Source organism: Peribacillus sp. NPDC097198 (genome assembly GCF_044762055.1).
Classification (GTDB): domain Bacteria; phylum Bacillota; class Bacilli; order Bacillales; family DSM-1321; genus Peribacillus.
In genome coordinates this window covers 44209-64331 of record NZ_JBIWDO010000004.1, presented here as the reverse complement: position 1 = coordinate 64331, position 20123 = coordinate 44209, and the positions used below count along the sequence as shown (strand labels likewise).

Genomic DNA, 20123 nt, shown 5'->3' with positions numbered 1-20123 from the left:
TTATTCTTCCTCCTGAACCGCAAAGTTTTCCAGTTCTCCATCTTCGCGTAAAATTTGCGTTAACTGATCCTCGACAGTTTTCAACTTGGTATGGCATAGTCTGGATAAATCCATTCCTTGTTTATAAATGGAAATGGCTTTTTCCAATGGTACATCTCCTTCTTCCAACTGTTCTACAATTTTCTCGAGGTTCTCCATCGCTTCTTCAAATGTAATATCCTTTTTGTTAGTCATGGCTCAATCCGCTCCTTTATTTCGGTTATCTCACATTCAAGTGTTCCGTCTTTTATCGAAACAGCTATCTTATCTCCAGTGGATACTTGCTGTGTGCTTTTAATTAACGTCTCATCTTCAGTAAAGACTAACCCATAGCCCCGCTCCATGATCTTCAGTGGGCTTAGGGCCGATAGAGTGGCAGTCATTGAAACGAATCGCTGTGATTTTTGACGATAGATGGCTTCCATAGTCTTACGCAGCGCTTTTTCGTACTGCTGCAGGTTTTCCTTTGAAGTCCTGACCAATTGCTCAGGATGCTGTTTATTCAGAACTTCAGTCATCTGATTCAATTCATCCCTTTTCTTCAGGAAATATCGCGTACTGGTTTTCCCTAACCTCTCTGTTGCCCTATCCAACTGTTCAAGTTTTTGTTCGTACATTTTATGAGGGTAACGGAATGCGTAAGACCTTTCAAGCCTACTCAAATGTGTACGATTGGCATTCACTTGCTCCTGGATGGAACGTGTCAAACGATTCTTGCGATTCATCAACCTTTCCAATATTTCATTCAGGTGAGGCACTGCAAGCTCCGCTGCCCCCGTAGGAGTCGGCGCACGCATGTCAGCAACAAAGTCAGCAATCGTGAAATCCGTTTCATGCCCCACTGCTGAGATAATGGGAATATCCGAATCATATATCGACTCAGCTACTATCTCTTCATTGAAGGCCCAAAGTTCCTCGATGGAACCACCGCCCCTCCCAACTATCAGCACATCGGATTCTGCTCTTGCATTGGCCAGTGAAATCGCCTGTGCAATCGATTTAGCAGCATTATTTCCTTGTACAAGAGCTGGATAAACAATGATTTTAGTAATGGGATAACGCCGCTTGATGGTCGTTATAATATCCCTTAAAGCTGCCCCAGTCGGTGATGTAATGACCCCCACCGATTTGGGGTATTGCGGAATCGCTTTCTTATGTTTAGCCAGGAATAATCCTGCTTCTTCCAGTTTTTTCTTTAACTGTTCATATGCAATGTATAGATCCCCCACACCGTCAGGAGCCATGCTTTTCACATAAAGCTGATACTGTCCACTGGCTTCGTATAGGGATATATCTCCCCTTACAAGTACCTTCATCCCATTTTCAGGTGTGAATTTCATCCCTTTGTTGTTAGCCGCAAACATGACAGCCAGCAAACGGGCTTTCTCGTCTTTTAAAGTAAAGTACATATGCCCGCTTGTATGCTGTTTGAAATTGGATATTTCCCCTTTTATGTATGCATTTTGCAAATGCGGATCCACATCGAACTTTCGTTTTATATATTTTGTTAAAGCCGACACACTTAAATATTGTTGGTCGCTCATATAATGTCTCCTTCCGACAGAATCGGATATAAAGGGAACCAGCCTTTACTGCAGACTTATAGTCCCAGTTAATCTTTACATAGAAAAAAGCGGTCTCTTGTTATTATAAAACAAGAGGTCCGCTTCTTTAAAATAATTTGGCATTTTTTTTAACTTTTCATTGTTTGTTTATCCAAGTTAAGTGTTTTCTGAGCAGATTTAACAGTATTCTTCATGAGCATCGTAATCGTCATCGGACCTACGCCTCTAGGTACAGGGGTAATGTAAGAAGCTTTTTCCTTCACTTCTTCAAACGAAACGTCTCCACAAAGCTTACCTTCATCATTTCTGTTCATGCCAACATCAATCACGACGGCACCCTCTTTAATGTGGGCACTGGTGATTGTATCTCTTTTACCGACGGCAACCACGACCACATCAGCTTGTTTAGTAAAGTAAGCAAGGTCACTCGTCTTAGAGTGGCAATATGTAACCGTTGCATCCGCATTCAAAAACAACTGTCCTGATGGTTTCCCTACGATATTGCTTCTTCCGACAATAACGACGTGCTTGCCTTCAAGGTTATAATCGATATGTTCAAGCATGACCATAATTCCATACGGCGTGCACGGCAAGAAAGCATCCTGTCCCGTCATCATCCTGCCAATGTTGATTGGATGGAACCCGTCAACATCCTTCTCAGGTGAAATCGCTTCAATAATCGCTTTTTCCTGAATATGTCCAGGTAACGGCAGCTGCACCAAAATCCCATGAATGCTGTCATCCTGGTTTAATTCATCGATGTTCTGTATTAATTCCTGCTGTGTTAAATCCGCAGGTTTTTGGATTAACACGGAATGCATGCCTAAATCTTCACAAGCTTTTTGCTTATTTCGCACATAGGTTTGTGAAGCCTGATTGTCACCAACTAATATAACGGCCAATCCGGGCACAACATTTTTTTCACGTAATTGTTGGACTTCCTTGCTAATATCCTGCCTTACCGACTCTGCAATTTCTTTACCATTAATGATTTGAGCTGACATGTGTAGTTCCTCCCAAGTTAACTTTCGCTAAAGAAATTGCGGAGACCCATCAGTACCTAAAATAGCTTTAGTTGCCGACTTTTTCTTTGACTTTGGATAAAACGGCATTCACAAAGCTGCTTGATTGGTCATCACCGAATTTCTTAGCAATTTCAATAGCTTCATTCATCGCAACACTTACCGGGACATCATCACAATGGATCATTTCATAAACTGCGATACGCAGTAGATTCCGATCGATATTTGCGAGTCTTTCCAATGTCCAGTTTTCCAAATTATCTCTGATCATTCCATCAATCTGTTCACGCTTTTCCGCTATCCCTGTAACTAATGTTTCGAAATACTCGTCAGTGGGTGCACCGTTCAGCACACTTTCCATAGCTTCTTCCGGTTCTGACTTGGCGATATCTATTTGGTATAGTGCTTGAAGGGATTTTTCACGGGCTACTCTTCTTTTCATAATCTTACTCCTTTGACATCTACTATTATATATGAAAATGCTAGTACAGACGAACAATAATCAACAATTTATCGAAAATATTAAGTTCTTTATCGTAATTTCTATAGATTCATCTATTTTCCGCTAACAAAAACGTCAAAATACTCTCCATGACATGAACCTCTATGCAATTTCTCATGAGGATTCACGTTAAATGGATGTTTCGCCATTTAACTTTTGTACAACGGATCATGTTATATTTTTTCGAAACTGCCAAAAGTCCCTGCTTAGCTTTCATGATCATATTTCATCTTTTACACTCTAACAGAAAACCCACGTAAATTAAAGGGAAACTTCCATACACCGCCTTATTATGTTCGTATAACAGAATATTATGAGAGCGGGATGGATTCATTGAATAAAGACTCAAAACAAAAACCCGACATATAGTCGGGTTTTTGCAGGTTTTAGTTAGAATGATGCCGATTACACTTCTTGCTCGTAATCCGTTTCATTTTTTGCATTTTCGAAAGCTATTCCAACAACATGAATGTTTACTTCTCCCGCGTCGATAGCAGTCATATTTAGTAACGCTTCACGAATATTGTCTTGAACTTCCTGTGCAATTTTCGGAATAGACACACCAAATTTCATCACACAATATAGATCGACTTTGATCGTTTCACCTGTTAAGTCTACTTTAACACCTTTGCCGTGGTTCTTCTTGCCAAGCTTTTCTACTACGCCTGTCGCAAAATTCCCCCGCATATGTGCTACACCTTCCACTTCCGATGCAGCAATACCCGCGATAACTTCTATAACCTCAGGTGCAATCTCAACTTTACCAAGTCCACTATTGTATTCATCCATTTCGAGTAACTTGCCTTCCAATTCACTCATTCTAAAAGCACCTCCTGTCTTCCTTTACATTATGAGTTCATTACATCATAAATTTCAAGGAATTTGGTATTAAATTCTCCAGAAACAAATTGTTCATGCTGAAGTAACTTAATATGGAAAGGAATTGTAGTCTTAATTCCCTCAATGACAAACTCGCCTAAAGCTCGTTTCATTTTCTCGATTGCTTCTTCTCTTGTCGGTGCATGGACAATTAATTTAGCAATCATGGAATCGTAATATGGCGGTATTGTATATCCTGGGTATGCTGCAGAATCCACACGGACGCCATATCCACCTGGTGGTAAATACATCTGGATTTTCCCTGCGGAAGGCATGAAATTCTTTTCAGGATTTTCCGCATTGATCCTGCATTCGATTGACCAACCGTTAAAGGTCACTTCCTCCTGTGAAAGAGAAAGCTTATCGCCAGAAGCGACTTTGATTTGTTCTTTAATCAAGTCTACACCTGTGACCATTTCCGTAACAGGATGTTCCACTTGGATACGTGTATTCATTTCCATGAAATAGTACTTCCTATTCACATAATCATAAATGAATTCCACCGTACCTGCACCGGAATAATTAACGGCAAGAGCAGCTGTAACGGCAGCTTGTCCCATTTCCGCACGTGTCTCCCCATCAAGGGCCGGAGATGGTGTTTCTTCAACAAGCTTTTGTAAACGTCGTTGAACCGAGCAGTCACGCTCTCCTAAATGAATGGCATTCCCGTGGTTATCAGCCATCACCTGAATTTCAACATGACGGAAGTCCTCGATATACTTTTCAATATATACGCCCGGGTTGCCGAAGGCCGTTGCTGCCTCTTGTTGCGTGATATTAATGCCTTTGACGAGCTCTTCTTCCGTTCTCGCAACACGGATCCCTTTACCGCCGCCACCAGCTGTAGCTTTAATGATGACTGGGTAGCCCATTTCCTTGGCAAGTGCCACACCTTCATCCGTGTCCTTAATGATTCCTTTTGAACCTGGTACGATAGGAACACCAGCTTTACGCATGGTCTCCCTTGCCACGTCCTTAGTTCCCATTTTATTGATGGCCTCAGGACTTGGTCCTATGAATATAATATTACATTCACGACATAGCTCCGCAAAGTTAGCATTTTCTGCAAGGAAACCATATCCAGGATGGATGGCATCCGCACCTGTTTTCTTGGCTGTGCTGATAATGTTCGTTGTATTTAAATAACTATCTTTTGATAGTTTAGGACCAATACAGTAAGCTTCGTCAGCAATTTGTACATGTAGTGCCTCTTTGTCGGCTTCTGAATAAACCGCTACAGTTTCAATACCAAGCTCCTTGCAAGCCCTAATAATCCGGACTGCAATTTCACCGCGATTTGCAATCAATACCTTCTTAATCATTTAGAAACAGCTCCTCATTCAGGCTTTACTAAAAATAATGGTTGACCATATTCTACAAGTTGGCCTTCTTTTACAAGTACTTCTACAATTTCCCCGTTTACTTCCGCTTCAATTTCATTGAAAAGTTTCATAGCTTCCACGATGCAGACAATTTTGTCCGCCGTTACTTTGGAGCCTACTTTCACGTATGCATCAGCATCAGGAGAAGGAGATTGATAGAACGTTCCCACCATTGGGGATGTGATTTTATGTAAGTTTTCTTGCTCATTTATAGGAGTTGCTGGTGTTGCTGCTTCTGGCGCTTTAGCTACTGGCTGGGCTGCTGGTGTAGGTGTGACTTCAACAGCCGCTTTAGCTTGTACGACTTCTTGAGCAGGTGCTGGATAAGCTACTGTACCCGCTTCCGTTTTCTTCAGCAAAATTTTGGTTCCTTCATTTTCATAAACAAATTCACCGATGTTAGATTGATCGACTAACTTAATAATTTCACGAATTTCTTGGACCTTCATTTTAGGCACCCCTTGTCTGATTTAATGGAAATTTGATACAATTCAATATGTATATGTAATTTGCCCATCGTCTTTGGCCTCTGCCGTCTCTAGCACCGGAGCCGTTTCTTTTAAAACACCGAAAGACATTTCACATATCCCTTCTGTAATATAACAGAAGTAAATCCCTCAAAAAATATGTCTAGCAGGAAGTTTTGAATTTTTTAATACCTGCTTCTAATATCATACAATATTAGCTTGTATATATTCAATGATAGATTAGTTGGGACTTGCTATTTACAGTTCTATATTACACTTTTATCTTAAGATTGTGAATTTTTTAAATCTATTTTTAAAATATAATTCGGAATTTCCCCCTATTAAAACGGTAAAAACCATGTAAAACCGCCTTTTTTATTACTTTAAAGGGATTACATTGGATAATGCCGAGGGGAGGTATTTTTATTTTTTTGTCTCCTTTTTTTGGAACCACCAAATCGCGACCATCCATTTTTTTCCGAAAAAAAAGGCCTTTTCTACTAAAGAAAAGAACCAGCATGCATATTTCCTTTTTCGAAAAACTGTTGTGTATCAGTTTCCACTCACTTTAAAATTATTTTTCCGGTTGGAAATTCACGACTACATTTTGTGCATTCTCCACTTCTTTACGTACAAGGCGTATGATGTTATTAGCTTCCGTCTTCGTTTGTTTATCAGCTTTTACACTCACTTTTACATCCGTTCCATCAACCCGGACAAGCGCAGCATTATAATCCATCGCTACAATTAAGTTTTCAATGATATTTTCCTTCACTTTCGTTTCACTTAATTGTTCGATTTTAGCATAAGCTTCATCTCTTTCTTCAGCGGATAGATCGGTATCCCCCATTTTAACCGTTAACTCTTCATTCAATTTCGCACGTTCGTCCTCAATTTGCATTCTTAATGCCTCAAATTCGTCACCGGAAGCAATGGTTACAGAAGAACCATTATCCCCTGTGGAAGTCTCCGTTTCCTTTTTGCTTTCTTCTTTACTGTCTCCTTTGCTTTCCGTTTGACTTTCTGTCTGATTTTTTTGTTCTTCCGTTGCCGGCAAATCTGCTGCATTTTCTTCAGGAGCCGTTAAATAGTAGACCGAGAGCACCACTACTAGACTTAACATCGTCAATAACCAAACCGTTTGTTTTTTCAATAACATGTTCGTTTTCCCCCTTATTTTTTAGGCATGACAGAAACCCGGTGACTTGACACATCAAGCGAGCGTGTTACAGCTTCGACAATCCATTTCTTAATTTGTATATTATCTGCCCCTTTAGCGACAACGAGGACCCCTCGTACGCTTGGCTTTTGGGTTTCGGAAATGATTGGTCCCTCTTTTTCCCCGTTTTTAATCAGGACAAGCTGTTCATCTACCGAGGTGTCTTCGACCGTTCTTTTTCCGCCTTCCTGGTCGGTTTCTTGAGTCACTTGTTTTTGAGTGGTTTTATTTCTTTCATAGACTTTTTTCTCGGATGCATCCACATAGATTACGACTTTTACATCCTCCACACCTACAATGGATTCCAGGGCTTCCTTCATTTCGTTCGCCAGGTATACTTCATAATCTTTTGTCGACTTGAAGTCGGTCTGGTTTTTCTGACCGAATGTTTCCACATCCTCTTCTTCCTGCTTATTATTACTGAATACCGCTTTATCGCCCGTTATCTTCCCTGCCTGGTTCGTGGTGGTCAATAGATTCCCGGCCATCATGATTCCCACACCCAATAGGACAACAATTAAGGCATAGATATACATCGAAGGTTTTTTATCTTGGGGATCTTTTTGGTCCGGATCTTTGTTCAATAGTTTGTTTAGCCAGGATAATGGACCCTTATCTTTATTCATATCTCAGTCACTCCTCTCCCCGGCGATTTTAATGATTTCTTCATCGACAGACCAACTTGCTGCCAGAAACTTCTTGACGGCTTCGAGGTTCAACATAGTAGGTGTGGTCTTTTCCCGGGTGCTGATGTCCACCTTAGCCACCGTCTCTATCGCGGAGGATGAGTCTCTTTTTTCCGCCTCCTCCAATGAAATATTGATATGCTGTAGTTCTTCTAAGCTCGGACTTTCTTCATTCGTGACTCCGACTTCAATCGAACTGATCTTTACTTGGTACTCCTCCACCAACTCCTCTTCCACTTCTGTCTGTAGGTCAACAGCCATTTGTTCTAAAATATATGCACCTTGGGTAGCTTGTATTTCTTTTTTCTTCATTTCTGTTAAATTTCCTAAATCTTTTTTATTTGGGTTTTCAAATTCACTTGTCACAGTGGAAAGAATTTTATCAAAATCCGTATGAAATAGTCCCAAAATTGGAGTAAGAATTATCGCGATCAATAATAGTCCGATGACCATTTTTGCATATTTTTGCAGTGCTGAACTGGGAAGCAGCATATCGATCACGGTTGCCAGCAATACAAATACGATAATATTTGTTATCCAACCAGCTAAAAAGCTCACTCACACTTCATCCTTCCTAGCGGACCATCAGCGTTATATTCCCGGCTGCGATAATTACGGTGATGCATAAAAAGAACATGAGAGATACGATGGCCAGCGCTGCAAAAATATAAATCATACTCTTACTAATAATGTCGAGACAATTGATGACGGGTCCTCCTCCAAGTGGTTGCAAAAGACTGGCAGCCAACTTATAGACAAAAGCGATCATTAAGATCTTTATGGCGGGGAAAGCAATGATGAGCAGAAGGATGACGACACCTGCCAAGCCCACCGTATTTTTAAGAAGGACTGATGCACTAATGACTGTATCCGTCGCATCAGTGAACATACGCCCTATCACCGGAATGAAATTACCGGTAATGAATTTTGCCGTCCTGATCGTCACTCCATCGGCAACGGCGGATGAGGCACCCTGGACGGAAATCACACCGAGAAATATCGTCATGAAGGCACCCAGGATCCCGATAGCAAAATTACGAAGCAATTGCGCGAGTTGGGTCACTTTGTAATGTTCAGACAATGTGCTGACAATACTTAAAATGGCAGCGAAGAATAAGAGAGGCAGGACGACATATTGGATCAATATCCCACTGGTATTCATCAGGAACATTAAGATTGGATGAAAGAATGCAGCGGATACAAGACCACCTGAAGCCGCTATTAAAGCTAACAACAAAGGTAGGAGCGCCATTAGAAAGGAAATCATTAGATCAATCGTATCTTTTGTATATTCAATGGCCACATGGAAACTATTCAGTGCCATTATGATCAATACCATATAAACGATCGCATAGGCCACCTTACTCACTGAGCTCCGTTCAAAAGCATTCTGTAGTGCTTGCAGAAACATGCTGAACACGGTCAAAAGAATGAGCGATCCCAGTAATTTACCGTTTACAAGGAGTTCATGAAAGACGAATTTCATTATGCCTTTAAACCATTGTTCGAATGAAAACTTCTTTTCACCACTCACAAAATCCATAAAACTACCCTTTTGGCTTTCCGGTAAGAAACCGCCATATTCCGTTACGATGTCATCCCAATATTGCTTGAGCTCGTCAACGCCTAATCTTTCAATTTGGGCTTGTACCAGTTCTGATTGCATGATTGGTTCCTGGTTATCCCTCCATGTCTGTTCTTCCTCAGATTGCTTAATGGGCTCATTCTTGATTTCACCATTTTCGGCAGCATGTCCAACAGATGTATGCAGGAAAAAGAATAAAACGAATAGGAAGAATAAGAAAGGCATCTGCTGCTTCATACATTCACCTCAATTGACTAGTTGGAATAGTCCATTAACTAGGGAGCATCTGTATTACCGTTTCAATAATGACCGTCAAAATGGGAATGGCCATGGCCAAGATCAAAATCTTCCCGCTCAGTTCTATTTTGGAAGCTAATGACCCTTGACCTGCATCTTTTGTGATTTGAGAAGCAAATTCAGCGATATAAGCAATTCCGATAATTTTCAAGATTGTCTCTAAATAAACTGTATTGACATTCGCATTCACAGCTATCTTTTCAAGCATCAAAATGATTTCGTATATTTTATCCGCCAGAAAGAGAAAGATTGTACAACCTACAAAAACGACTAACAAAAAAGCAAAATTTGGCTTCTGCTCCTTGACTATCAAGGCTAAAAAGGTGGCTACTAGGGCAATTCCGACGATTTTTATGATTTCAATCGCGATTACCCCCTTTACTGGAATAGGAATACGGACTTAATTTTTTGAAATAGATCCTCTATCACGGAAGCTACCATAAACAAAATATAGATAAAGCCAAAAAGTGTCACCCACTGAGCATATTCCTTTTTCCCTACCTGATCGAGAATCGTATGAAGAAACGCCACGACAAGCCCCACACCCGCTATCTTGAATATGATGTCCACATCAATGCCCATGTTTATCCCTCCCGCATATGCCCTACATCAGCAAAATGATTAATAATAATCCTGATAAAAAGCCTAGGCTCTTCATCATCTTTTCATACTTTCTCTGTCGTTCCAGTGCATCGTTCTCTTCCCGTTCCAAGTGTGCCATCGTTAGCATGATTTGTTTTTGCTGATGATATTTATCACTTCTCCCAAGGGTTTCACCGAACTGAGATAGGATTTCAAACTCCCCTTGCTTTAAAGCAAGGGACTGCCATATCTTTTTCAAGCTAGCGTCCCAAGCCTCTTTTACAGTTGTTTCGCCTGATTCAAGTCGATTGGCAAACGTATGGAAAAAGTGGGAAAGTGGTTTTGGCATTTGCTTGGAGAGCTTCTGGGCTGCTTCTTTCAAAGGGGTCTGCCCATACATGATTTCAGCTTCAAGCGATTGCATGGCGACTTTCAGTTGACGTAACTGGCGGGGGCGCATACTCAATTTCTTGGCGGCTTCAAAGCCCGCCCATGTTGTGGCTAAAATAATGATGGCCGCTCCAATCATCTTAAACATGAGGACTCACGGCTCCACCTAAGAATAATTGGCCACCCGCCGCATCGAACACCCTATAACTCCGGTCTCCTGTCTTACTTCTTTGTAATTCAATAAAGCGTTCAAAAATATTCTGTCTTAAGATTTCCGATACAAAAGGACGTTTTTTCACTTCCTCCAGTGTATGGCCATGCGTAGTGATGATCAGTTTAATTCCTGCGTTTACGGCTTCGAGTACCGCTTGTGTATCCTCTGCCCGTCCAATTTCATCCACAACCAATACATCCGGGGACATAGAACGAATCATCATCATCATCCCTTCCGCTTTGGGGCAGCCATCAAGGACATCCACCCTTGGGCCGAATTCAAGTTGAGGAACTCCATGAACACAACCAGCTATTTCCGATCGTTCATCCACAATCCCCACTTTTTGAGGAGGGATGCCCTTCCGATCGATTCCACTCGAGATCATTCTGGCAATATCACGCAAAATGGTCGTTTTCCCTGACTGGGGGGCACCGATTAAAAGGGTATGCTGCCATTCCCCATTATATAAATAAGCCGTGAGTGGTTCAGCTGCCCCTATCTTTTCACGTGCTACCCGAATATTAAAGGACGAGATATCCCTTATCGCCTTGACCATCCCATTTTCCAGTATGACCTTGCCCGCTAGTCCTACACGATGTCCCCCGGCTATGGTGATATAACCGCGCTTTAATTCTTCTTCTAGCGTATATAGCGAAAATTGGCCTATAGAATTCAGTAATTGCTCTGCATCACTCGGGGTCACTTCATAAGGGAAAAAGAAAGGATTTCCCCCTACTATCACTTCTAACGGCCTGCCGACTCGAATCCTCAGCTCTTCTATTTTTTCTATCATCATCGGGGTCATCCCTTGGAGATGTGCGCATAGTTTTTTCGGTAGAAAAGAAAGTACCATTTCCATTTAGGCAATCCTCCTGTATACACCACTTTCAATAAAATGTATGCCGGGAATCATATAATGATGACAAGCTAATCAAAGAAGCATCGCCTGAATTCATCTTTGTGACTAAAAAAACATAAAAAAAAGCCCGGGATGATTAATCCCGGACTTCTTATGACTTAGGTTAACTTAGGCACGTGATACGTATGAACCTTCGTTTGTGTTAATCAATAATTTGTCGCCTTGGTTGATGAAGAATGGCACTTGAACGGAAAGGCCCGTTTCAAGTACAGCAGTTTTTGTTCCACCTGAAGATGTATCGCCTTTAATGCCTGGCTCTGTTTCAGCAACTTCAAGTTCAACTGTATTAGGAAGCTCGACGCCTAGTGTTTCCGCTTGGAAAGTCAAGATATGTACTTCCATGTTTTCCTTTAAGAATTTCAATTCGCGTTCGATACTTGATGCTGGAAGTTCGATTTGGTCGTATGTTTCGTTATCCATGAATACATGGCTGTCTCCACTTGCATAAAGATACTGCATTTTGCGGTTCTCGATATGTGCTTTCGCCACTTTTTCACCGGCGCGGAAAGTTTTTTCTTGGATGGAACCTGTACGAAGATTACGTAATTTAGAACGTACAAATGCCGCTCCCTTACCTGGTTTAACGTGTTGGAATTCAATAACCTGCCAAATTCCATTATCTACTTCAATGGTTACACCTGTGCGAAAATCGTTTACTGAAATCATAAATTTGTCCTCCTACATGTACATGTTTACAGAATGATTAACTCTTTTGATGAATGAGTAAGTGCTTCGTTACCACTTAATGTAACGATTGTATCATCTTCAATGCGTACTCCGCCAATTCCCGGTAGGTAAATCCCCGGTTCAACGGTAACTGCCATGCCTGGTTCTAAAATGATATCAGACCTTACGGATAATGCGGGACCTTCATGGACTTCAAGACCAATTCCATGTCCCGTCGAGTGTCCAAAGTATTGTCCAAACCCTTTTTCTTCAATTAAATTGCGAGTTAGTGCATCCGCTTCCCTACCCGTCATCCCAGGTTTAATCCCAGCCATGCCGCGTAATTGAGCTTCTAAAACAATGTCATAAATATTAATAAGTTCTTCACTTGGCTTACCGACTGCTAATGTGCGGGTGATATCCGATACATATCCATTATAGTACGCACCATAATCCAATGTGATGAAGTCACCTTTTTCGATAGTCTTATCCGTTGCAACACCATGTGGAAGAGCAGATCGAACACCTGATGCGACAATGATATCGAAAGAAGATGAAGTTGCGCCTTGTTTCCTCATGAAGAATTCAAGTTCATTGGACACATCCAGCTCAGTGACGCCTGGACGAATAAAATCAAGAATATGTGTAAAGGCAGCATCAGCGATAGCAGCCGCTTCCTTTAATATCTTAATCTCTGAAGAAGTCTTTATCAAGCGTAAATTCTCAATTACTCCCGACAACGGCAAAAGTTGAGCTTTGATAGCCTTTTCATAAGCCTTAAATGTGGCAAATGTCATATGGTCTTGTTCAAAGCCCAATTTGGTAATTTTCATCTCTTCAACTTGTTTCCCGACTTCTTCAAGGAGTGTTCCTTTATGTTGAACGATTTCAAAACCCTTAGCCTGGGTCCCGGCCTGTTCTACATATCGGAAGTCCGTGATGAACTTAGCCTCTTTCTGTGAAACCAGCACGACACCGGTACTTCCCGTGAAGTTAGTCATAAACCGGCGGTTATATGTACTTGTAATTAATAACCCATCAACGTTCACTTTTTCCATTGATTCGCGCAACCGTTCCAGTTTATTCATTTAATTCTCCCCCTTGCAATTTTCGTAATGGCCTGTAATGCCAATTCATATCCATGTATTCCCAATCCGACAATCTGTCCAGCTGATACCGGGGCAGTAACCGATTCGTGACGGAAACTCTCACGGGCATGTATATTCGAAATATGCACCTCAATAACCGGAACATCAATACCGGCAATCGCATCACGAATCGCATAGCTGTAATGCGTGAATGCTCCTGGATTAATGATGACCCCATCGAATCCATGATCTTCTGACCAATGTAGTTTATCGATGATCTCACCTTCATGATTAGATTGAAAACAGCTCAAGTCCACATCTAACCCTTCTGCTTGCTCATTCAATTGGGCTTCCACATCTTCTAGGGTAGAGGAGCCATAATGAACCGGTTCCCGTTTACCTAATCGATTAAGGTTCGGACCATTAATTAATAAAATTTTTATCATCTTTCCAACACCTGCTCATGGTTAAATAATGCTTTCCATGAATATTCTATCATAATTACAAATTGTCTTACTACTTTTTTACAAACGGCCCGATCAGCTTCCCGATTGATTTTCAGCGATTTCTTTTTGACGCAGATATTCCTGATGGTCATAGGATATAGAATATCCTACAAAAAGACCGTATAATATAAAAATGCAAACACTGGTTATGATGGAATTGGATGACATCTTCGAAACAGCGGGCAAATCTGAAAACATTGGCTTGAAAACAAAAACCAGTAATGCCCAACAAATCACACCATAAATCAGACCAGCAAAAATGCTTTTAATTTTTTTAAAAAGCCCATAATATATGAAAGCAACACCAATGGAGAGGATTCCGAACACTAGCAAAGTCATCATCGTTCCCTGCCAACGGTCAATCCAGGACATATCCGACCAGAAAGTTAAGATGAATTTCGGACTAAACTCCATAAACTTAAAATAATGTGCCGCCACTCCGGCTAAACTAGCAAAGATTCCCCCAAAAATACCAATGGCAAATACATTGGCAAGCAACAAACTTTTATTCTCTTGCTGATGATTACCTGTTTCATTTGTAGACACCTTAAACACCTCCGATATATAGTATGTCCTTTCTTAAATAGGAATATTTTCTTTTTTGGGCCTTCGAGGGTAGATTTACTAGAGGTTTTTGTTATTATTCTGTATGATTAACTCATAAATAATGTACTTTTCTCAAAGGATAATATCCATTCAATGTTGAAGTTTATATGTATAAGAATGTTTCTTCCTGAGATGGTTCATTTATGTTCGTGTTTAGGAATAAGTTCCCCGCTCATCATCAATAGATTGATGAAAGGTCGATTTATAAAAACCTGAACATATTTTAGGCTATACATGTTAGCATCCATGAGAGAGCTACGTGAAAAACTATTTAGGTTGGTGTAGAAATGTCTGAGGTTCAAAAACCCGTTTATGGAGGGCAGGCTGTCGTGGAAGGCGTCATGTTTGGCGGCAAGCATCACACAGTCACCGCTGTCCGTCGCAAGGATTCAACGATCGTGTATTACCATTTACCACGAGAATCAAAGCCTGTGATGAATCGGCTAAAAAAAATCCCATTTGTACGGGGAATCGTTGCCCTTATACAATCAAGTGCAAATGGCTCTAAACATCTTAATTTTTCCACAGAACAGTATGAAGAAGAAGCTGGAGGAACCAAAGTAGAAAAGAAAAAAGAAGTCAAGGAGTCTTCAAGGTTTAGTGTATGGTTAAGTGTGGCTGTTATCGGTGTTCTATCATTCCTATTCGGGAAATTGCTGTTCACCCTCGTTCCCGTTTTCCTTGCAGAATTGACAAGACCCATATTCTCTAGTCACCTGGCACAGATCCTAGTGGAAAGCTTATTTAAATTGATACTACTGCTCGTATATATTTACGTAGTATCCATGACTCCATTAATCAAGCGCGTGTTCCAATATCATGGGGCAGAGCATAAAGTGATTAATTGCTTTGAAAGTGGCAAAGAATTGAATGTGGCCAATGTCCAGGCAAGTTCAAGGCTTCATTACCGTTGCGGCAGTAGCTTTATTCTATTTACTGTCATTGTCGGCATGTTTGTGTACCTTCTCGTCCCGACCGATCCTCTTTGGCTCCGTGTCGTGGATCGCGTTTTACTTATCCCTGTCGTCCTAGGTATAGCTTTTGAGGTATTGCAGTTGACGAATAAAGTGAGAGATATTCCTGTTCTTCGTTACCTTGGATATCCTGGTCTTTGGCTTCAATTGTTAACCACAAAATCCCCTTCAGACGATCAGGTCGAGGTTGCACTCGCTTCCTTCAATGAGCTCTTAAAGATGGAAAAAAGTACGGAGGAAGGTTTAGACTCGGATGTTATTGTGTAAAACACTTATAACTGACTTTCGGAATAATATGATAAGTATTACTCCCTCTTTATTTTTTGGGAATATTTTGAATGGATAATGTTTAAAATAAGCTAAAAATGCTTATGATGCTCTTAAGGAGGTGTCTTTGTTGAAACGTTTCATATCTATTTTGATATACGGAATCATCGCCCTCGGAGTCTTCGGACTGATAAGCAGAATGGTTACTGACCCAATCGGACTCCTAAAGAATATTCTGATTATTGCCGCGGTCGCTGGGATTATTTATATGATCTACACCGGATTAACAAAGAGTAAGCCAGTGAAAAAAGAGCAACAGGCATTTCGTAAGGCTGCACGTCAGTCGAAAAAGCGGCTAAAGAGCAAAACTTCGAAAAAGGATAATGTGGCTAGCTTTTCGGCAGCGAAAACGACCAAGAAAGGTTTAGCACGTAAGAAAACGGAGAGTCACTTGACGGTCATTGAAGGAAAAAAAAATAAAAAGAAAAATCGGGCCTCATTTTAGGAGCCCGATTTTTTTCTTTTTAATAGGTCCATCGTTTTAAAAACTCCCTTGTGTAAATTCGTCCACGTTCTATTAATTCCCCCTTCATCTCATCATTCATATTGAAATCCATCGCGGAAATCCCCTTCATCGGAATAAAAACGATGTTGTTAACATGTTTTTTGGATATATAACGTGAATCGTGAGCATCCTTCATCGTTTTGAACAGGGCCGAGAATAACTCCACGGCGTTTCCTACCTCATGTGGCTTCCATATTTCATCCGCACTCAATCGCAAACCGATGACGGGTCGTTCCTTTCGTACATGTTCAGAATTGAATAACCACATGGGGAAGTTGCTCAATACTCCCCCATCAACGAATAGGGCCGTACTTTTTCCTACATTCAGCTTGACTGGTTCAAAAAAATAGGGAATGCTGCAGCTCATCCTTACCGCTTTAGCCACTGAAAAAGTATGAGGGTCAATCCCATAGTTCTTCAAATCATCAGGTAGGACGACCAATTTCCCATTTGTGATATCCGAAGCGATTATGCGGAGAGATTGAGGGGGAAGATCTTTGAAGGTAACCACATTTCTGATAGCCAGTTTTTGAGCTACCCATTTTTCTAATGCCTCCCCCTTGTATAATCCCAATTTCCAATAAACTAAAAGCCATTTTGCAAAAGGAATCGGTATAAGACCGTGTCTCCTATCCAATAAACCAGATAGGTTTATATCAATAAAGAGTTTCTCCATTTCTTCCCCTGTATACCCAGCTGCTATGAAGGCAGCTATAATAGAACCCGCACTTGTTCCTGCAGTTCTATGAAATGTAAATCCACGTTCCTCCAACTCTTGGAATCCACCCAATAATCCATAGCCTTTTATCCCGCCTCCGGAAAATACGCCGTCAATGATCATAGCTGCCCTCCCCACCCGGTCTATTCATTTTTAAGCAGGAGCAGGGCTTATTATGACTGTTTTGGCGAAACTTTTCTCTTTAAGTAAAGTACTGAACTACAGCTTTCGGAAAAAACTCCTCTATATACTCTCTAATTGTCGTTTCCAACTCTTTTGCTTCTTCATTTTGATAAACGTATTTACCGATTCCATAACGGCCCCATTTATATTTCCGTTTGGTTTCATCCAGTTCCAACTTTGTTTTGGGATAATTTTTTTGAATCACTCTTTTAGCAGGCCCCGTAAAGCGGTGTTGTATTAATTCAAACGTTAAATCCGGTATGTCGACTCCTTTTAAGCCCTCGCTCAATCGTTGGAAGAGTTCATAATACCCTCCCTGCCAATCTTCATGCCTATAAATGGGAGCGACGATGAATCCTAATGGGTAGCCCGCACCCGCCACTTTTCGTGCTGCCTCTATCCTCTCGTCAAAGCTTGAGGTACCAGGTTCAAAATTCTTGATCACATACCTTGAATTGATGCTGAACCTGAATCTTGTCTTACCATTATGCTTTGCATCCAAGAGATGATCGACATGATGAAATTTGGTTACAAACCGAAGCACACCATATTCACTTTTGCCAAAGTATTCGATAGCCCGTTTTAATGAATGTGTCAAATGGTCAATGCCGACGATGTCAGATGTACAAGCGGCCTCGAAACGGGTAATTTCTGGTTTTCTTTCGTTCATGTAGTTTTCTGCAGCCTCAAAAATCTCATCCAGATTAACATAGGTCCTTATATATGGTTTGGTACCAAGCGTTGTCTGTAAATAGCAATAATGACAGTGCCCCATACAGCCTGTGGCCAAAGGAATGGCATACTCGGCCGAAGGTTTAGAGGTATCGAATTTCAATGTCTTTCTGATACCTACAACCAGTGTGGATTTAGCTACACGATACTTTTGAAAATCATTATCTCCGGGTAAGTCCCGAATTTGATTATGAGAGGTCGTTTCACGGATTTCGATACCCATGTCCTCAAACTTCTTTTTCAGTTCTCTTCCTAAGGGGTATTCAAGGGCCCGTGGTTCGATATAAACAAGCTGTGGGATAAAGGGTTTCATATCCATCTCCATTCATTGACCGATCCGGTCATAGTTTTAGTTAAACTAGACAACCTATATATAAGGATAGCTTTTGCCACTTCTAAAATCCTCATGATGGTTTTTATTCTGTAAATAATGGAAAGGAGATGCAATATGTCAAAGAAGCAAAATGCATTCCGAAAAGTAACCGAAAATAAAGAAATGACTGTCACAGTTAATGAAAATCCAACTTCACAGCGTATCCCTGGAGACTCTGTCGACAAGTACTCCATTTTAAGAAGTGCAAATCTTGAGCTGGCCGAAAAAGAAATCGGCCAACAAATGGAAAACAACTGACAGATACAACAAAGAGAAAGCCGATTCCTTTAGGATTCGGCTTTCTTGTCGTCCGGTTTCAATGTTTTTTTATTAATGATTTTAAAGACGAGGAATAGCAAGATGAGACCAATCACGGCGGAAATAATATAACTCATGTTTAAATGATTTTTCATTAACACAGACATGAGCGGTGGTCCTGCCGCAACACCGATAAACCTGGCCGCGCTATAAAAAGACGAGATGGTTCCTCGTTGTTCCTTTTCGATATTCTCAGTGATGAGCGCATCCAATGTTGGAAGTAGCGCCCCAATGGCAATCCCCAATATACTCACTAGAATGAGCATGATCACGAGTTTGTCCTTTGTATATCCTACAAATGCCACGCTTGCCGACATCAGTATTAAACTGACCAAAATGATCTTTCTCATCAAAGGAATGCTTCCTTTGATTTTCCTCCCCGCTATATAAGAGGAGATACACAGGAATAATAAAGGGATAGCCAATATAAAGCCTTTTTTCACTCCTTTTAGATGATGCAATTTCTCCAGATTATCCGATAAGAAAAATAGCACCGCAAAAAGAATGAGCATGACGAAAACACCCAATATGAAGACTACGAACAGCCATTTTCCTTCTTTCTTAAAGGTAGCCTTCGTTTTTTTTAAGAATTCCTTGAACTTAAGGGGCTCATCTTCATTTTTTGGAACCTTGATGCAAAAGAATACGAAAATGATTGAGATCAGGCTAAAAAAGGAAATGGAAAAGAACGGAAGGAACCAAAGGACAGCTGCAAACAAAGATCCTAAAATCGGACTTAAAACTTTGCCGAACGTATTTGACGTTTCGATGATGCCAAGCGTCGAGCTGGTCTTTTCATCGTCATCCTTATAAAGGTCCCCCACTAACGGAAGAATAATAGGTGACGCCCCAGATGCTCCAATCCCTTGAAGGATCCGCCCAATGATTATCCAGGTATATGGACTGTCCATTTTCCAGGATGCGAACCCTGCAATCAATCCTCCAATTAAAGCTAATATTAGACTCGGTAGTATGACTTTTTTTCTTCCTATGCGATCAGATAAGTAACCCGCCACGGGGATAAGAAAGATGGACGCGACCGAATAACTGGTGATTATCATACTCGATTGAAATGAAGTGATATTCACTTTCTCTTCAAAAACCGGTAGTACGGGTATAAGCATTGAATTCCCCAGGGTCATAACGAGAGGAATCGAAGCCATGCTTACAATACACCACACGCTAACCTTACTATTACCTTTCTGGTTTTCCATTCAAACACCTCATTAATGTTGATAATGAATAGTCTAACCATAAAACTGAAAATACTTCATAAAGACATTTTCCAAAAAAAAAGGGTTGGACATGCTAATAGGGAATAACTCAAAAAGTCGTCGAGGAAAGCTCCTTAGCTTACCTCGACGACTTTTTGTAGCTTT

The 20123-nt window shown here is 40.9% G+C and carries 25 protein-coding genes; 3 read left to right on the top strand and 22 right to left on the bottom strand.

What is annotated here, in order from left to right:
* The 19 genes from ACIQXQ_RS08065 to ACIQXQ_RS07975 all read right to left on the bottom strand — a co-directional run bounded on the left by ACIQXQ_RS08065 (position 1) and on the right by ACIQXQ_RS07975 (position 14554).
* A complete protein-coding gene (locus ACIQXQ_RS08065) occupies positions 1 to 234 on the bottom strand; it encodes an exodeoxyribonuclease VII small subunit (protein ID WP_402869405.1) in 234 nt (77 codons plus the stop codon).
* Positions 231 to 1583 carry an exodeoxyribonuclease VII large subunit gene (gene xseA, locus ACIQXQ_RS08060; protein ID WP_402869407.1) on the bottom strand — a complete coding sequence of 451 codons (1353 nt, stop codon included), beginning with the start codon at positions 1581 to 1583 and terminating at the stop codon, positions 231 to 233. The genes ACIQXQ_RS08065 and xseA overlap by 4 nt, the downstream gene beginning before the upstream one ends.
* 149 nt (positions 1584 to 1732) lie before the next feature.
* Positions 1733 to 2608 (bottom strand): bifunctional methylenetetrahydrofolate dehydrogenase/methenyltetrahydrofolate cyclohydrolase FolD, encoded by an 876-nt coding sequence (folD, locus tag ACIQXQ_RS08055; protein ID WP_402869409.1) that lies wholly within the window; start codon positions 2606 to 2608, stop codon positions 1733 to 1735.
* Between the two features lie 67 nt (positions 2609 to 2675).
* Positions 2676 to 3068, bottom strand: coding sequence for a transcription antitermination factor NusB (gene nusB / locus ACIQXQ_RS08050; RefSeq protein ID WP_402869411.1), 393 nt, complete (start codon positions 3066 to 3068; stop codon positions 2676 to 2678).
* Positions 3069 to 3533: 465 nt separating this feature from the next.
* On the bottom strand, positions 3534 to 3947 hold the full coding sequence (locus tag ACIQXQ_RS08045; protein WP_402869413.1) for an Asp23/Gls24 family envelope stress response protein: 414 nt from the start codon (positions 3945 to 3947) through the stop codon (positions 3534 to 3536).
* A 29-nt stretch (positions 3948 to 3976) separates the two neighbouring features.
* Entirely contained in the window at positions 3977 to 5329 is a 1353-nt protein-coding gene (gene accC / locus ACIQXQ_RS08040) for an acetyl-CoA carboxylase biotin carboxylase subunit (RefSeq protein ID WP_402869415.1), read from the bottom strand.
* 14 nt (positions 5330 to 5343) lie between these two features.
* Positions 5344 to 5838, bottom strand: coding sequence for an acetyl-CoA carboxylase biotin carboxyl carrier protein (accB, locus tag ACIQXQ_RS08035; protein WP_402869417.1), 495 nt, complete (start codon positions 5836 to 5838; stop codon positions 5344 to 5346).
* A gap of 592 nt (positions 5839 to 6430) precedes the next feature.
* Complete coding sequence (locus ACIQXQ_RS08030; protein WP_402869419.1) at positions 6431 to 7015, bottom strand: SpoIIIAH-like family protein; 585 nt, start codon at positions 7013 to 7015, stop codon at positions 6431 to 6433.
* A gap of 14 nt (positions 7016 to 7029) precedes the next feature.
* Positions 7030 to 7701, bottom strand: coding sequence for a stage III sporulation protein AG (gene spoIIIAG / locus ACIQXQ_RS08025; RefSeq protein ID WP_402869421.1), 672 nt, complete (start codon positions 7699 to 7701; stop codon positions 7030 to 7032).
* Positions 7702 to 7704: 3 nt separating this feature from the next.
* Positions 7705 to 8319 carry a stage III sporulation protein AF gene (gene spoIIIAF, locus ACIQXQ_RS08020; protein ID WP_402956577.1) on the bottom strand — a complete coding sequence of 205 codons (615 nt, stop codon included), beginning with the start codon at positions 8317 to 8319 and terminating at the stop codon, positions 7705 to 7707.
* A 16-nt stretch (positions 8320 to 8335) separates the two neighbouring features.
* On the bottom strand, positions 8336 to 9583 hold the full coding sequence (gene spoIIIAE, locus ACIQXQ_RS08015; protein ID WP_402956575.1) for a stage III sporulation protein AE: 1248 nt from the start codon (positions 9581 to 9583) through the stop codon (positions 8336 to 8338).
* Between the two features lie 34 nt (positions 9584 to 9617).
* Positions 9618 to 9998 carry a stage III sporulation protein AD gene (gene spoIIIAD / locus ACIQXQ_RS08010; protein WP_402869884.1) on the bottom strand — a complete coding sequence of 127 codons (381 nt, stop codon included), beginning with the start codon at positions 9996 to 9998 and terminating at the stop codon, positions 9618 to 9620.
* Positions 9999 to 10021: 23 nt separating this feature from the next.
* Entirely contained in the window at positions 10022 to 10225 is a 204-nt protein-coding gene (spoIIIAC, locus tag ACIQXQ_RS08005; protein ID WP_402956573.1) for a stage III sporulation protein AC, read from the bottom strand.
* Positions 10226 to 10247: 22 nt separating this feature from the next.
* On the bottom strand, positions 10248 to 10763 hold the full coding sequence (gene spoIIIAB, locus ACIQXQ_RS08000) for a stage III sporulation protein SpoIIIAB (protein ID WP_402869429.1): 516 nt from the start codon (positions 10761 to 10763) through the stop codon (positions 10248 to 10250).
* The gene (gene spoIIIAA, locus ACIQXQ_RS07995) at positions 10756 to 11688 is read right to left on the bottom strand and encodes a stage III sporulation protein AA (protein WP_402869432.1); all 933 of its coding nucleotides are present in this window, start codon (positions 11686 to 11688) and stop codon (positions 10756 to 10758) included. Before spoIIIAA ends, spoIIIAB begins: the two co-directional genes overlap by 8 nt.
* Before the next feature lie 168 nt (positions 11689 to 11856).
* The gene (efp, locus tag ACIQXQ_RS07990) at positions 11857 to 12414 is read right to left on the bottom strand and encodes an elongation factor P (protein ID WP_402869434.1); all 558 of its coding nucleotides are present in this window, start codon (positions 12412 to 12414) and stop codon (positions 11857 to 11859) included.
* A gap of 26 nt (positions 12415 to 12440) precedes the next feature.
* Positions 12441 to 13502: a M24 family metallopeptidase gene (locus tag ACIQXQ_RS07985; protein WP_402956571.1), complete on the bottom strand. Its 1062-nt coding sequence runs from the start codon at positions 13500 to 13502 to the stop codon at positions 12441 to 12443.
* Positions 13499 to 13948, bottom strand: a complete 450-nt coding sequence (gene aroQ, locus ACIQXQ_RS07980) for a type II 3-dehydroquinate dehydratase (protein WP_402956569.1) — start codon at positions 13946 to 13948, stop codon at positions 13499 to 13501. The genes ACIQXQ_RS07985 and aroQ overlap by 4 nt, the downstream gene beginning before the upstream one ends.
* A 93-nt stretch (positions 13949 to 14041) precedes the next feature.
* Complete coding sequence (locus ACIQXQ_RS07975; protein WP_402956567.1) at positions 14042 to 14554, bottom strand: YqhR family membrane protein; 513 nt, start codon at positions 14552 to 14554, stop codon at positions 14042 to 14044.
* A 347-nt stretch (positions 14555 to 14901) separates the two neighbouring features.
* Here ACIQXQ_RS07975 and ACIQXQ_RS07970 point away from each other — a divergent pair, with 347 nt between their 5' ends.
* Together ACIQXQ_RS07970 and ACIQXQ_RS07965 are read left to right on the top strand one after the other, a co-directional pair.
* Entirely contained in the window at positions 14902 to 15855 is a 954-nt protein-coding gene (locus ACIQXQ_RS07970) for a DUF1385 domain-containing protein (RefSeq protein WP_402956565.1), read from the top strand.
* A gap of 130 nt (positions 15856 to 15985) precedes the next feature.
* A complete protein-coding gene (locus tag ACIQXQ_RS07965; RefSeq protein WP_402956563.1) occupies positions 15986 to 16360 on the top strand; it encodes an SA1362 family protein in 375 nt (124 codons plus the stop codon).
* A gap of 19 nt (positions 16361 to 16379) precedes the next feature.
* Here the strand turns inward: ACIQXQ_RS07965 and ACIQXQ_RS07960 are convergent, their stop codons facing one another.
* Both ACIQXQ_RS07960 and splB read right to left on the bottom strand, forming a co-directional pair.
* A complete protein-coding gene (locus tag ACIQXQ_RS07960) occupies positions 16380 to 17261 on the bottom strand; it encodes a patatin-like phospholipase family protein (protein ID WP_402956561.1) in 882 nt (293 codons plus the stop codon).
* A gap of 79 nt (positions 17262 to 17340) precedes the next feature.
* Entirely contained in the window at positions 17341 to 18366 is a 1026-nt protein-coding gene (gene splB, locus ACIQXQ_RS07955; RefSeq protein ID WP_402869448.1) for a spore photoproduct lyase, read from the bottom strand.
* Between the two features lie 135 nt (positions 18367 to 18501).
* Between splB and ACIQXQ_RS07950 the strand changes: the two genes are divergently transcribed.
* On the top strand, positions 18502 to 18684 hold the full coding sequence (locus ACIQXQ_RS07950) for a hypothetical protein (RefSeq protein ID WP_402869450.1): 183 nt from the start codon (positions 18502 to 18504) through the stop codon (positions 18682 to 18684).
* Positions 18685 to 18713: 29 nt separating this feature from the next.
* Here ACIQXQ_RS07950 and ACIQXQ_RS07945 read toward each other — a convergent pair whose 3' ends face one another.
* The gene (locus ACIQXQ_RS07945; RefSeq protein WP_402869452.1) at positions 18714 to 19958 is read right to left on the bottom strand and encodes an MFS transporter; all 1245 of its coding nucleotides are present in this window, start codon (positions 19956 to 19958) and stop codon (positions 18714 to 18716) included.
* Positions 19959 to 20123: the final 165 nt, after the last annotated feature.